7 protein-coding genes are annotated in these 14,343 nt (G+C 69.0%); 6 read left to right on the top strand and 1 reads right to left on the bottom strand.

What is annotated here, in order from left to right:
- Positions 1-73 precede the first annotated feature (73 nt).
- Positions 74-778: a hypothetical protein gene (locus I2H31_RS10090; RefSeq protein WP_196292918.1), complete on the bottom strand. Its 705-nt coding sequence runs from the start codon at positions 776-778 to the stop codon at positions 74-76.
- Between the two features lie 459 nt (positions 779-1,237).
- Between I2H31_RS10090 and I2H31_RS10085 the strand changes: the two genes are divergently transcribed.
- The 6 genes from I2H31_RS10085 to I2H31_RS10060 all read left to right on the top strand — a co-directional run.
- Positions 1,238-5,131, top strand: a complete 3,894-nt coding sequence (locus tag I2H31_RS10085) for a LamG-like jellyroll fold domain-containing protein (RefSeq protein WP_196292917.1) — start codon at positions 1,238-1,240, stop codon at positions 5,129-5,131.
- Between the two features lie 80 nt (positions 5,132-5,211).
- The gene (locus I2H31_RS10080; protein ID WP_196292916.1) at positions 5,212-5,415 is read left to right on the top strand and encodes a PID-CTERM protein-sorting domain-containing protein; all 204 of its coding nucleotides are present in this window, start codon (positions 5,212-5,214) and stop codon (positions 5,413-5,415) included.
- Positions 5,416-5,515: 100 nt separating this feature from the next.
- Entirely contained in the window at positions 5,516-6,271 is a 756-nt protein-coding gene (gene truA / locus I2H31_RS10075; protein ID WP_196292915.1) for a tRNA pseudouridine(38-40) synthase TruA, read from the top strand.
- Positions 6,272-6,385: 114 nt separating this feature from the next.
- Complete coding sequence (locus I2H31_RS10070; protein ID WP_196292914.1) at positions 6,386-10,831, top strand: gliding motility-associated C-terminal domain-containing protein; 4,446 nt, start codon at positions 6,386-6,388, stop codon at positions 10,829-10,831.
- A 93-nt stretch (positions 10,832-10,924) separates the two neighbouring features.
- Positions 10,925-12,634 carry a hypothetical protein gene (locus I2H31_RS10065; protein WP_196292913.1) on the top strand — a complete coding sequence of 570 codons (1,710 nt, stop codon included), beginning with the start codon at positions 10,925-10,927 and terminating at the stop codon, positions 12,632-12,634.
- 200 nt (positions 12,635-12,834) lie between these two features.
- Positions 12,835-14,343: PKD domain-containing protein (locus tag I2H31_RS10060; RefSeq protein ID WP_196292912.1), on the top strand; the 1,509-nt coding region annotated here is incomplete at its 3' end.

The following is a 14,343-nucleotide window of genomic DNA, read 5'->3' as shown; positions in this document are numbered from 1 at the left end:
ACCAAGGCCTTCCTTCCACCAACGAGAAGCCCCTGCCGGACTCCGGCAGGGGCTTTTTGGTGGCGGGCGGCGGTTACTTACCGGCGGTTTCGGTGGGGGCCGCCGGGGCCGTCGGGGCTTGCAGCAGGCCCACCGGGAAGTAGGCGGCGGCGCGGGCCTCGTCGCGCGGGAACTGGGCGGCCACCAGCTTCACGGCGTCGGTGAGGCGGTGGGTGAGGTCGTCGCGGTGGTGCTGAGCGGCGGCGCGGGCCTTGGCCGATTGCTCGTCGCCGGCGCCGGTGCCGTCGCGGCCGGCCTTGAAGGCGGCGTAGAACCCGGCGTAGAGCGTGGGGTCGAACTCGGGGCCCAGGGCTTTGGCGTAGGTGCTGGCGGCGTTTTTGGCGCGCTCGAACAGCTTGTCGGCGGTGAGCAGGGTGGCATCCACGTACTCGGTGCGGTTGGTGGGGAAGAAAGCCAGGCGGATGGCCGGGTTCTTCTTGCTTTTGTAGTCGATGAGGTCTTCGTCTTCTTCGAGCCGGTCCTGCAGGTCGGCCAAAGCACCCCACATTTTCTGGGCACTGCTGCGGCGCTGGCTGATGCCGGCATCGGCGGCCGTAATGGAGCCGAACAGGGACTCGTAGTGCGTAGTCAGGTCCTTAATGAGGGGGTCGAAGACCTGGTCGGGGTTGTCGAGGCCGAGGCGCTGAATGACGCTGAGGGCGAACTTCTGCAGGCGCGGCAGCGTCACGTCGCGGGTGCCGAAGTAGTCGGCGGCGAAATAAGGGGTAGGGTTGAGCATAAGCGTGGTAGGCCGGGAATAGGGGTTGGGGTGAGGGCAGACGGTCCGGCGCTGCACAAGAGTACCACTATTCTTTGATAGGTTGCTGCCGGCCCGGCGCCCGGCGTCACCGGGGGGACTGTCGTCGTTGGCGCAGGGCCGGTTGGTCGCGTCGGGGAGGGTGTCGGCAGTCTTGCAAGGCTGGTCGACGCGACCGACCGGCCTGTCGGCAGTCTTGCGTAGCCGGTCGGCGGCGTCGGGCGGCCCTGCGGCGCTGCAGGGTAGCCGGTCGGTGCCGCTGGGGGTCGGTTCGGCAGGCGGGCGCGTCCGGCCTCGCCGATACCGGCCCCCAGCGCGCCCGGCCATGCCTGGATTAATAGAAAATAAGCATGTTTGCATTATACAATATTCCGCGTTCGCTGCGGAACTTTACCGGGCCGCGCGGGTGCGTGGCATCGGTCCATCTATTTTTCAATCCCCATGATGAATCTTTCCTCTCTCAAGGGCCGGCCCGCGCGGCTGGCCCGCCCCCTGGCGGCGCTGGCGCTGCTGGTGGCCGCGGCCGGCACGGCACAGGCCCAGACCTACAGCAACGGAGGTTTTTCTACCGGCAACACCTCCAAAAGCGGCGTAACGGCGCCCACCGGCTCCACCTGGAGCGAGGTGCAAAACGATGCCGGCGTCACGACCGCCTCCAATACCAACGCCGGCTACACGGCGAACAAAGCATCGAACTCTACGCTGGCCGATGATTTCACCGTGGCCCCTTCGCAGTCGCTGACGCTGAACACGGTTTCCGTTTTTGCCTACCAATCCGGGTATACCGGAACGACCTCGCCGTTTACCGAACTCTACGTTCGCATCTGGAATGGCCGGCCCGGCACGACCGGTGCAAGCGTGGTGTATGGCGATTTGACGACCAACCGCCTGCTCACCACCACCGACGCCAATGCCTATCGAATCTTTAATTCGCTTTATCCCACGCCCACGGCGCCGGTCACGACGCGTCACATCTGGCAAGTAACCGCGGCGGTCACGCCCGCCCTGACCCTCGGCCCCGGCACCTACTGGGTGGAGTGGACTTCGACCACTTCGGGCGGGTTGTCTCACTTTCACGTCCCGGTTACCGTTGCCGGGCTTCGCCAATCGCCGGGGGGCAACGCCATTCAGCTCATGCCGGGGCAGAGCACTTACACGCCCGCGCTCGATGAAGGCAATCCGAATTCGGCCCCGGACGTGACCGTCGATTTTCCTTTTGTGCTCAATGCGCCGGTTCCGGCCCCGGTGCTCAGCACCCTTTCGCCGGCGAATGGGGTGGTGGGCACCAGCGTCACCCTCACCGGCACCAACCTGACCGGGGCCACGGGCGTGCGCTTTAATGGCACGGCCGCCAGCACCTTCGCCGTGGTGAACGCCACCACCGTGACGGCCACCGTGCCCGCCGGCGCCAGCAGCGGCCTGGTGACCGTGACCACCCCCGGCGGCACCAGCAACGGGCTGGCCTTCGTGGTGAGCCCGCCCACCAACAACGCCCTGGCCTTCGACGGCACCAACGACTACGTGAACCTGGGCACCCCGGCCAGCCTGAACTTCGGCACCGGCGACTTCACGGTGGAAGTGTGGCTGCGCAACGACCAGCCCAGCAGCGTGGGCTACACCCTGGCGTTGGGCACCCTCAACCTCAGCGGCACCAACCTGTGGCTGGGCGCCAAGAACGGCCACGCCGCCCTGGGCCTCTCCAGCACCGACTTCGAAACCAACGTCTCCATCGCCGACGGGCGCTGGCACCACGTGGCGGCGGCCCGCACCGCCGGCACGCTGGTCATTTACGTGGACGGCGTGGCCGCCCTCACCCAGCCCAGCCCCCAGAACCTGAACACCGGCAACCCCTTCCTGCTCGGCAACTACAGCACCGACCCCTTCGCCACCAACTTCTACTGGCGGGGCAGCCTCGACGAAGTGCGCCTCTACAACGCCGGCCTGAGCCAGGCCCAGGTGCAGGCCGACATGTTCAGCACCACCTCGGCCCTGCCCGCCAGCCAGAAAGCCTACTTCAACTTCGACCAGGGCCTGGCCGGCGGCAACAACGCGGGCATCACCACCCTGCCCGACCTGAACGGTACCGGCAACAACGGCACCCTCACCAACTTCGCCCTGAGCGGCACGGCCTCCAACTGGGTGCGCAGCTTCCCCACCATCACGGGCATCTCGCCCAACATCGGCGTGGCCGGCACCAGCGTGAGCATCACGGGCACCAACCTGACCGATGCCACGGGCTTTGCCTTCAACGGCACCGCCACCACGGGCTTCGCCACTCCCACCTCCGACCTGGCCGCCACCGTGGCCGTGCCCGTGGGCGCCAGCACCGGCCCGGTGAGCGTGAGTTCCGCCACCCTCACGGCCTACAACGGCCCGGTGTTCACCGTCGGCTACCCCGATGTGGTCATCAACACCCCCGGGCAGAGCATTGCGGCGGGCACCTACAACAGCATCACGGTGAACAGCGGCGGCACCGGCACCCTGGCCGGCCCCGTGACGGTGAACAGCTTCGTGACCGTCAACAACGGCGGCACCCTGAACACAAACTGCCAGGCCCTGACCGGCTCGAGCGGCTTCACGCTGGCCGCCGGCGGCACGCTGGGCATCTGCTCGGCCCAGGGCATCACGGCCAGCGGGGCCACGGGCGCCGTGCAGGTCACGGGCCCGCGCAACTTCAGCCCCGACGCCAGCTACGTGTACAACGGCACCGTGGCCCAGGTAACGGGTAACGGCCTGCCCGCCCAGGTGCGCAACCTCACCAGCACCAACAGCAGCGCCCTCACGCTGAGCCAGGCGGTGAGCGTGGCGCAGGTGCTCACACTCAACACCGGCAACCTGAACCTGAGCGGCCGGGTCCTGACGCTGCTCAGCAACGCCAGCGGCACCGCCCTGGTCGCCAATTTGGGGTCAGGCTTTATCAACGGCACGACTGTTACGGTGCAGCGCTACATCGACGACAGCCTGAACCCGGGCCTGGGCTACCGCCACCTAGCCGCCCCGGTGGCGGGTGCCACGGTGGCGGCCTTTGGCTCGGGCGGCACCACGCCGGTGGTGAACAACGTCTACAATCTCGCGGCCGACCCCGGCTCCGTCAACCCTTTTCCCACCATCTACCGCTACGACCAGAGCCGGCTGGCCACCTCGCCCGCCACGACGTTGTCGGCTTTCGACAAGGGCTGGGTATCGCCAGTTGCCCTGGGCGACGCGGCGCCGCTGGCTACCACGGGCTTTACGGTGCAGCTGCCCGGCGCCAGCACGCTCAGCTTTACCGGGCAGGTGGGCAACGGCTTCGGCGGCATCACGCTGGGCCGCAACAGCGGCGCGACGGCGGCCGATGCGGGCCTGAACCTGATTGGGAATCCCTACCCCTCGCCGCTCGATTTCAGCACCATCACTGCGGCCCAGCGCAACAACATGGACGCGGCGTTTTATGTGTTTGAAAGCAATTCGCAGTACGGTGGCAACTACCGCACTTACATCAACGGCGCCGGCGTCAGTTCTCTGGTGGGCACCGCCCAAGCCTTCTTTGTGCGCGTGACGGCGGGCCAGACCAGCGGCTCGCTCACGCTCGACAACAGCAACCGCATCACGACCTACGCCCAGCAGGCGCCCGTGCGCCGCACCGCCGAGACGCGCCCGCTGGTGCAACTAGACCTGCAAGGCGCCAACGGTCTGGCCGATGCCTTTATCGCCTACGCCGAGAGCGGCGCCACGGCCGGCTTCGATGGCGAGTACGACGCCCCGAAGCTGACCAACTCCTCGGGCCTGAACCTGAGCAGCACGGCCACCACCGGCGAGCGTCTGGCCATTGAAGGCCGGCCCGAGTTCCTGGCCAGCACCGTGCTGCCGCTGCAAGTGGGCGTGCCCGCCGCCGGCACCTACACCCTCACCGCCGCGCAACTGCTGAACCTGCCCGCCGGCCTCGACGCCTACCTGCGCGACGCCCAAACCGGCCAGGTGGTGAACCTGCGCACCCAGCCCAGCTACGCCTTCACGGTGAGCAACGCCTCGGCGCTCATCACCGGCCGCTTCGAGCTGGTGTTCTCGGCCCAGGGCGTGCTGGCCACGGCCCCCGCCGCGCTGGCCGCCCAGGTGGCCGTGTACCCCAACCCGGCCACTGCTACCGCTTTTGTGGAGCTGCCCGCCGCCCTGGGCCGCACGGCCGTGGCTGCCGAGCTGGTGGATGCGCTGGGCCGCGCGGTGCAGACGCTGTCGCTGCCCGCCCAGGGCGCCGCGGCCCACCGCCTCGACCTGGCCAAGCTGGCTACCGGCGTGTATGCCCTGCACCTGAAAACCAGCGCTGGCGTCATCGTCAAGAAGCTAGTGGTGCAATAAACATTTGGTCGCAACGGAGCCGACTGCTTTATAGGTGGGCGGCTCCCGGCGGCTTTTTCAGCCTTTTACTCGTTGCAATCATGTTCAAAACTTTCCTTCTTAGCGCGGCCCTGCTGCTGGCCGCTGGCACAATGGCCCAGGCGCAGGGTCCCTCCACCGGCGGCCCGGCCCCGGGCACGCCCGCCGCAGAGGTGCCCCTCGATGGCGGCGCTTCGCTGCTGCTGGCCGCCGGTGTGGCCCTGGGCCTGAAAAAGCTGCGCCAGCGCCGGCAAGTGGCCCGCTAGCCGACCGCACCAGTGGCTAGCAGCCCCCGTTGCCCTCGTGGCGGCGGGGGCTTTTTATTGCCTGCCTAACTGGCTGAGCGCGGCCGTACTTTTGCGGCCCATGCGCTATTTCCTTCACCTCGCCTACGACGGCACGCAGTACCACGGCTGGCAGGTGCAGCCCCACACGCTCACCGTGCAGGCCGAGGTAGACCGCTGCCTGAGCCAGGTGCTGCGCCAGCCCATTCACTGCCTGGGCAGCGGCCGCACCGACACCGGCGTGCACGCCAGCCACCAGGTGGCCCACTTCGACGCCGACCTGCCCGAAACCCTGACGCTGGACTTGCTGCTCTACCGCCTGCGCCGGGCCCTGCCGCCCGACATCGGCGCCCTGCGCCTGCACCCCGTGGCCGCCGACGCCCACGCCCGTTTCTCGGCCGAAGAGCGCACCTACGACTACTTTGTGGCCACGCCGACCCCCGACCCTTTTCGGCGCGACCAGGCCCTGTACCTGGACCGCACGCCCGACGTGGCCGCCATGAACGAGGCCGCGGCCAGCATGATTGGGCAGTTCGACTTTACTTCCTTCTCGAAAGTGAAGGGCGGCGAAAACCACTACGTGTGCTACTGCTACGAGGCCGCCTGGCACCCCGCCCCGGGCGGGCTGGTGTTCCGCATCCGGGCCAACCGCTTCGTGCGCGGCATGGTGCGGCTGGTGGTGGGCACCCTGCTCGACGTGGGCCGCGGCCGGATGACGCCGCGCCAGTTCCAAGAACTGCTCTGGGCCCAGCGCCGCGTAGATGCCGGCAGCGCCGCTCCGGCCCGGGGGTTGTTTTTGAGCAAAGTAGCCTACCCACGGGACGTGGTGCCCGAATAAACCCGCAACGTTTCAGCTAGGCTCAAGAAAAAGAATAGAAATACTGGAATGAGCGCACGGTTTTTGTGCATCACGCTCTAGCTTTACTTCTATCCTTTTTCCACTTAGCTGCTTATGCGTCTACTTTTTACCTTTCTGGTTACGTTTGGGGTGTTGTGCTCGGGGCCGTTGCGGGCCCAGGAAAGCAAACAGACGCTGGAATTCATCGAAAACCGCGGGCAATGGGACGGGCGCGCCCGCTACGCCGCCCAGGTAGCGCCCGGCGCCCGGCTGTTTGTGGAGCCCACCGGGCTTACCTACGCCCTCACCGCCGGGCTGCCGGGCCACGGCCCCGCCGAAGGGCACCCCGCCCCCGGACGGCCAGATGGCAAGCTGCTCGCTCACGGGCTGCGGCTCGAATTTGTGCAGCCCAGCTCGGCCGCCACGCTGGGCCCCGACCCCGAAACCGCCGCCCCCGGCCGGCGCCACTACCTGCGCGGCGCCGACCGCACCCGCTGGGCCGCCGACGTGCGCGCCTGGCACGGCCTGCGCTACCGCCAGCTCTGGCCCGGCATCGACCTGGTGCTGAAGGAAAACGCGGCCCATCAGTTTGAATACGACCTGCAGCTGGCCGCCGGCGCCGACCCCGCCCGGGCCACCTGGCACTACCGCGGCGCCGACGGGCTGCGCCTGGACCCTGCCACCGGCAGCCTGCTCGTCCGCACCTCGGCCGGTCAGCTCAGCGAGCTGCGGCCCCGCGCCTGGCAAACCGACCCTGCCAAGGGCCAGCCCCAGCCGGTGGCCTGCGCCTTTGTGCTGCGCGGCACGGCGGTGAGCTTCCGGCTGGCCCCCTACGACCACCAGCGCCCGCTGGTGATTGACCCGGCCGTGCAGTTTGCCAGCTACACCGGCTCGCCGGTGGAAAACTGGGGGTTTGCGGCCACCCACGACGCCCGCGGCAACCTCTACACCGCCGGCGTCGTGTTCGAGCCCGGCTACCCGGCCACTTTCGGCGCCTACCTGACCAGCTTCAGCGGCAGTACCGACATCGCCATCATGAAGTTCAACACCGGCGTGAGCGGGCCGGCGGCGCGGGCCTGGGCCACCTATCTGGGCGGCAACAACCTGGAGTTTCCGCACAGCCTGCTGACCAACCCGCGCGGCGAGCTGCTGCTGCTGGGCACCACGGCCTCGACCGATTTTCCGACCACGGCCGCGGCCCTTAGCCACGGGCTGCGCGGCGGGCCGCCCGTGGCGCCTTTCGGTGCCAACTCGCCCTTTGTGCTCGCGGGCGGCGCCGACCTGATTTTGACCCGGCTCAGCGCCAGCGGGGGCGGGCTGCGCGCCAGCACTTACCTCGGCGGCACCGGCACCGACGGCCTGCTCGACCCCAGCGCCGCCGCGCCCCGCCTGCGCCACAACTACGGCGACGCCTTTCGCGGCGACCTCGCCCTCGACCCGCAGGGCAACCTGTACGTGGCCAGCGTCACGGGCTCGGCCGACTTTCCGGGGCTGGCGGCCGGGGCTTACCGCGGCGGCACTTCCGACGGCATCGTCACGAGCCTGGACTCCAGCCTGAGCCGGGTGCGCTGGACCACCGCCGTGGGCGGCGCCGCCGCCGATGCCGCTTACTCGCTCCAGCGCGAGGACGTGGGCGGCGACCTGCTGATAACCGGCGGCACTACCAGCGCGGTCCTTTCGGGCGCCACCAACGGCTACCAGCCCACGGCGAGCGGCGATGTGGATGGCTTTGTGGCCCGCCTCACGGGCGCGGGCGCGCTTGCGCAGGCCACCTACTTAGGCACGAGCGGCTACGACCAGGGCTTTTTTGTGCGCTCGGGGCCGGGCGGGCGGGTGTACGTGCTGGGCCAAACGCTGGGCCCGGCCTGGCCCGGCGTCGACACGGCGCGCTACAGCAACCCGCACGGGCAACAGTTCATTCAGCAGCTGGCCCCGGACCTGCGCTCGGCGGGCTTCGCCACGGTGTTTGGCAGCGGGCGCAGCACCACCGACATTTCGCCCACCGCCTTTGGGGTGGACTGCTACGGGCGCATGGCGCTGGCCGGCTGGGGCGGCGGGCTCGACCCCAACAACGGCTCGACCGTGGGCCTGCCCACCACCCCGGATGCGATGCAGCGCAACACCGACGGCCTCGACTTTTACCTGATGCAGCTGTCCGACGGAGCCCGGGTGCTCGACTACGCCACCTTCTTCGGCACTACGGCCGACGACCACGTGGACGGCGGCACCTCGCGCTTCGACAGCCAGAACGTGCTGTACCAGGCCCTGTGCGCCTGCGACCAGAGCGGCGGCACCAGCATTCCCATTCCGCCCGGCGCCAACACCTACGCGGCCACCAACGGCGCCCCCAAGTGCAACAACGCCGCCTTCAAGTTTGCTTTTCAGGCCAACACCTCGCCCGCAGGCGCCGACACGCTGTCGGTGTGCGCGCGCAGCGGGCCGGTGCGGCTGGGCGGCTCGCCCGAGGGCGGCACCTGGACGGGCACCGGCGTGACGGGCTCGGTGGCCACGGGCTTCCTCTTCACCCCCGACCCGGCCCACCTCGGCACGCTGGTGCTCACCTACGTGAGCCCGGCGGCGGCCAACGGCTGCGAGGGCACCAGCACGCGGCGCATCACGGTGCTGCCCCAGGGCGCGGCCAACCTCGTTGCGCCCAAACAACTATTCTGCCTGAAACCGGGCCGGACGGAGCCGCCGGTGCAGCTCACCGGCACCCCGGCGGGGGGCACGTTCACGGGGCGGGGGGTGCTGCCCGGCACCTCGCTGTTTTCGCCCACGGTGGCGGGCCGGGGCTCGCACGCCATCGTGTACCAGGTGGCCGGCGGGCGCTGCCCCGTCACGGCCACCGTTGTGATGGTGGTGAAGGAAGTGCCCGTCATTCAGCCGGAACCGCCCCGCACGGTGTGCGCCAACGACCCGCCGACGCCGCTGGGGGGCATCCCGCCCGGCGGCATCTGGACCGGGCCGGGCGTGACGGGCACCATCAACAAATTCTACTTCACGCCCAGCGTGGCCCTGATTGGGGGGCCGCACCTGCTGGTGTACACCTACCAGGGCGACATAGACTGCGACCCCGTGACCGATACCCTGCGCGTGACGGTGCTGCCAGCCGGCGGCACGGCCACGACCCCGCGCGACACCTCGTACTGCATCACGGGCGGGGCCATGCGGCTGCGGGGCGGCACGCCGGCCGGCGGCACCTGGAGCGGGCCGGGCGTGACGGGCTCGGTGGCCGCGGGCTTTGTGTTCACCCCGTCGGCGCTGTTGATAGGGGCCAACCAGCTGCTCTACACGGCCCCGCCCGGCCCCACGCCGGCGTGCCCCGGCCGTGCCCGCCGCACGGTGACCGTGACGGCCGGCGGCCTCGCCGCCGTGAGCATGCCCGACAGCGTGATGTGCGCCGTGGCCGGGCCGCAGCCCCTGAGTGCCACCCCCAGCGGCGGCACCTGGAGCGGGCCGGGCGTGACGGGCTCGGTGGCCGCGGGCTTTGTGTTCACCCCCTCGGCGGCGCTGGCCGGCCGGCAGGTGCTGTCCTACACCGGGCCGGCGCCTACTGGTAGCGCCTGCGGCGTGACGGGCCGCCTGGGGGTGGAAGTGCTGCCCCTGCCGTTTGTGTACCTCACGCCCCTCAGCCCCATCAACTACTGCCTCACGGCCCCGCCCCACGGGGTGGTGCTCACGGCCGTGCCGGCGGGTGGCACGTTTAGCGGGCCGGGCGTGGTGGGCAACCGCTTCAGCCCGTCCGATGCCGGGCCGGGGCACCACGTCATTTCCTACACCTGGAACTTCCCGACCGTGCGCTGCCCCATTGTGGTGACGCAGGCCGTGGACGTGACGGTGGTGAGCAGCGTGCAGCTGCCGCCCGACACGGTGCTGTGCGCCAGCCAGGCGCCGTTTCAGCTGCGGGCCTCGCCGCCCGGCGGCACCTGGAGCGGACCGGGCGTGACGGCCACGGGCCTGTTTACGCCGCCGGCCACGCCGGGCACTACGGAGCTGTTCTACAACCTGTCGGCGGGCTGCGCCACGGCGCCCTACCACGTCACGGTGCCGGCCGAGTCCAACATTGCGGCCGCCTGGGCAGCCCTGGACTGCGGCGCCAACGGGGTGGCCCCGCGCCGGCTGCGCTTCACGGCCACGGGCGCGGCCGCGGGCCAGGTGCGCTGGGACTTCGGCGATGGCAGCGCGCCGGCCGTGGGGGCCGCGGTGGAGCACACCTACGCGGCGGGCACCTTCGCGCCCCGGGCCAGCCTGCCCGGCACCGGGCCGGTGGGGCCCTGCCAGCGCCAGCTCAGCCTGTCGGCGGTGGAGGTGAAGCCCGCCCGGATTCCGAACGTCATCACGCCCAACGCCGACGGGCAAAACGACTTCTTCGCGCCGGAAATGGGCGCCTGCCCCGGCCGGCTGCAGGTGTTTTCGCGCTGGGGCCAGCGGGTGTTCGACTCGCCCGAGTACCACAACGAATGGGGCGGCGAAGGCCTGCCGGCCGGCATCTACTACTACCTGATGAGCCTGCCCGACGGCACGGCCAGCTTCAAGGGATGGGTGGAAATCGTGCGGTAGGCGCGGCCGGGCGCTCCCGACTTTCGCGCGGCTTATCTGCTATTTCCCATTACCTTACCGGTATCTTTTCCGCACCTCCTTTTTCAGTTGCCCATGAAAAATTTTACCCCGCCATTCTTTTTTCGCAGCGGCGTGCTGCTAATGGACGGCGGCGCCCGCATCCTGCTCCAGGAAGCACGCTTGGTGCTGAATGGCGCGACCATCACGGCGGCCTGCAACGACATGTGGGGCGGCGTGGTGCACGGTCCCGAAAACGACGGCTTCTGGGCCAACGCCGTGGGCACGCTGCCGCCGCGCCTGATGCACAGCCTGCAAGCCGCCACCGTGACCAACGACCCCACCAGCTCTTTCACCACCAACCTGCTGCACCTCGACCACCTGGAATTCCTGCACAACTACCAGGGCCTGGCCCTGGATTTCAGCGACGTGGCGGCCAGCAACAGCAACTACGTCACCAACTGCCGCTTCGACTCGGACCCGGCCCTGATGAAGGCGCCCTACCAGTCCGGCGGGGGCCAGTACTGGTACAGCCAGGAGCACGTGCGCGTGCAGGGCGACGTGGAAGCCCTGCGCTTTCGGGGCAACCAGCTGCGGCACGCGGCGGTGGGCATCTTGGTGGCGAAGGCGGCTCCCGTGAACACGACCAAAGCCAGGTCGGCGATGAAGGTGAGCGCCTGCAGCTTTTCCGATTTCTACCTGGCCGGCGTGGCCAGCGACGGCGACCAGATTCCCTACCTGGGCACCCGCCTGACGGTGGACACCAGCCAGTTCGTGTTTCATGGGCTGGCCCGCGTGCCGGCCACCAACCAGATGGGCCAGCTGGCCCTTGATAACCCCGCCGTGCTGTTTCCGGATGCGACCATCGGCATCAGCTCGCTGCGGCTGGCCACCACTGCCCGGGGCAACACCTTCACCCAGCCCGACGCCAGCCCCTACCTCACCTTCGGCTACGACCTCTACCGCCACCAGCAGCTCGGCATTTTCAGCCAGGCCCTGGCGCAGGCCCAGGACAACGCCTTCCACGCCCTGGGCGTGGGCATCCGGCTGGACGTGCCCGCCGGGATGGCCGCCGACGTGGAGAAAAACGTCTTCACCGAGTGCGAGAAAGGCCTGGACCTGAGCAGCGGCAGCGGCAGCGGCACGGTGTACGCCACCTGCAACACCTTCGACCGCGGCGTGCCGCTCGGCACCCGCCCGGGCCGCAGCCACGGCATTTTCAACGAAAACGCTTCCACCATTGTGCTGGCCAACCCCGACCCCAACGGTACCCAGATTCTGAAAAACAAGTTTGACGACAGAGGCGCGACGACGACGGGGTACTATGCGCTGTTCAATAATAGTGGGACAACGCTTAGCTATAACACTTACGACGATTACTGGTCCAGCACCGTTTCGCCGCTAAGCAGTTCTGGAGTTACCATTCCTTTTCGCAGTATTAACAACAAGATTAATTACCCCAATAACAACACGGACTGCGTGGTGCTCAATACGCCATACGGTTTACCACGCGGCGCAGCTACGGGAGCTTCTCCCCAAAAATCTTCGCCTTACATAGGCCAAAACGTGCCCAATCCAGCGCGCGGCATGACCAGCATCGGGTATAGCGTGCCCCCCGGGACGCGGCAAGCCGTGTTAGTAGTATACCGGGCCGTGGACGGGCAAATCCTCGCCACGCAGGCGCTGCCGCTTACGGCTACGCAATACGATTTGTCCCTACAGGGCTACGCCGCCGGCCTGTACTTCTACCGGCTTCTGGCCGATGGGGTAGCCACGGCGCCGCTACGCTTGGCCATTGAAAACTAGGAGCCATGCGTGTATTTTTCTGTATTTGGGCGCTGGGGCTAGGCCTTGGCACCCACGCATGGGCGCAGCCCACGCAAGTGTGGCAGCGCACGCTGAACCAAGTGCCAAGCATCTCTTCTTTCGCTGGTGATGTTTATCAAGTCCGGCCTTCTCGTCTAGTGGTTCTGGGAGGCACAGGGCCCACCTACCAGACGGGTCTGGTGCCGATAACCTCTCGCCTATGGCAACTCAACGGGCAAGGCGACACCTTGTTGAGCCGGGGATATGCTTTCAAAAACGGCGGCTACCTGAATCTGCTGCCCTTGCGCGGGGGCGACTGGCTCATTACCGGTTGCGCCGACACCACTGCCGCGAGCAACTCCTACGACATCGCCTATTTCAGCGTCCGTACCGACTCGCTGGGCGTGTGGCGCGGACGGCCCCGCTACCTGCCGCAATACCGCTACAACAATGCCCCCGCGCCCGTATTGCGCCTGCCCGCCGACGGAGCCCTGTGGGCGCAGACGGTGAACCTCACGCCCTACGTGCAGGGCACGGTTGGAGGAGGCGTGGATGCCGTGCAGGTGGCGCGGCTCGACTCAGCCCAGCGCGTGGTGTGGCGGCACCTCTACCCCGGGCGCACGGCCGCCCCCAACGGAATAAGCGTGGCCGCGATGGCCGCCCTGCGCGACGGCGCCTACGTGCTGGTGGGCCAGAAGAACCGCGCCTGGCAGTCCCCTTACGGCAACATCGTGGTGCACAGCGGCTGGCTGCAGCGCCTGAAATCGAACGGCGACACCATTCGCCTGGCCGCCGAGTACTTCGGCCCCATCTCCGAGCACTACGACCCGCACGAGGTGCAGGCCACCCCCGACGGGGGCTTCGTGGTGGCCGGCGACGTGTACCCGCGCCGTTACCTGCCCGTGTTCGACTCCAACGCCTCGGCCAACGGCTTCCTGGCCAAGTTCGACAGCCTCGGCACCATGCAGTGGGAGCAGCGCTTCGTGGGCCAGAACGCGCAGTACCCCAGCGCCAGCATTCACCGCGTGCAGGTGCTGGCCAACGGGCAGTACCTGCTCACCGGCATCCGGACCACGCCCGCGCTGAGTGACCCCAACCAGGCCTTCGTGGGCGCCTACGACCGCCGCCTGGGCGCCGCGCTGGCCTGGGAGCTGCCCGTCGAAACCCAGGGCGCCCAGCTACAAACCGCCCTGCAGCCCGACGGCACCCTCACCCTGGTCGGGCAGCGCACCATCCCGCACACGGTGGGCGGCCAGACCAGCCAGGACCAGGCCGGGCTGCTCACGCGCTTCGCCGGGCTGGGCGCGCCCTACCAGCCGGCCGCCGACTTCTGCCGGCGCCCGCCCGTGGCCAGCGCCGGCTTTGCCCTCAACCCGGCCGGCGACACGCTGCGCCTGGTGGACTTCTCCAGCGGCGGGCCGCGCTTCGCCCAGGTCGAGCGCTGGCGCTGGCACTTCCCCGACGGCGCCTACTTCGACGGGCCCGCGCCCCCGCCCCACCGCTTCGCCGCCCCCGGGCCCGGCCCCGGGGCCGCCGTCACGCTCACCGTCACCAACAACCTGGGCTGCTCGGCCACCCAGACCCTGTACCCCTTCGGCCGGCCCAGCGCCGCCCAGCAGGCCCGCGCCTGGGCCGCCCAGGCCAGCGTGTGGCCCAACCCGGCCACCGGCGCGGGCGGGGCCACGCTGGCCCTGGCCGGCCTGCCGCCC

Origin of the sequence: Hymenobacter ruricola, from assembly GCF_015694525.1 — a bacterium.
Classification (GTDB): Bacteria; Bacteroidota; Bacteroidia; order Cytophagales; family Hymenobacteraceae; genus Hymenobacter; species Hymenobacter ruricola.
Note: the sequence above shows the minus strand (reverse complement) of the source record. Positions and strands in the feature narration are given on the sequence as shown.

What these genes read in the sequence shown, in the direction of transcription:
- I2H31_RS10090 (WP_196292918.1), bottom strand. Translation starts at nt 778, where the DNA reads ATGCTCAACCCTACCCCTTATTTCGCCGCCGACTACTTCGGCACCCGC.
- I2H31_RS10085 (WP_196292917.1), top strand. Translation starts at nt 1,238, where the DNA reads ATGATGAATCTTTCCTCTCTCAAGGGCCGGCCCGCGCGGCTGGCCCGC.
- I2H31_RS10080 (WP_196292916.1), top strand. Translation starts at nt 5,212, where the DNA reads ATGTTCAAAACTTTCCTTCTTAGCGCGGCCCTGCTGCTGGCCGCTGGC.
- truA (WP_196292915.1), top strand. Translation starts at nt 5,516, where the DNA reads ATGCGCTATTTCCTTCACCTCGCCTACGACGGCACGCAGTACCACGGC.
- I2H31_RS10070 (WP_196292914.1), top strand. Translation starts at nt 6,386, where the DNA reads ATGCGTCTACTTTTTACCTTTCTGGTTACGTTTGGGGTGTTGTGCTCG.
- I2H31_RS10065 (WP_196292913.1), top strand. Translation starts at nt 10,925, where the DNA reads ATGAAAAATTTTACCCCGCCATTCTTTTTTCGCAGCGGCGTGCTGCTA.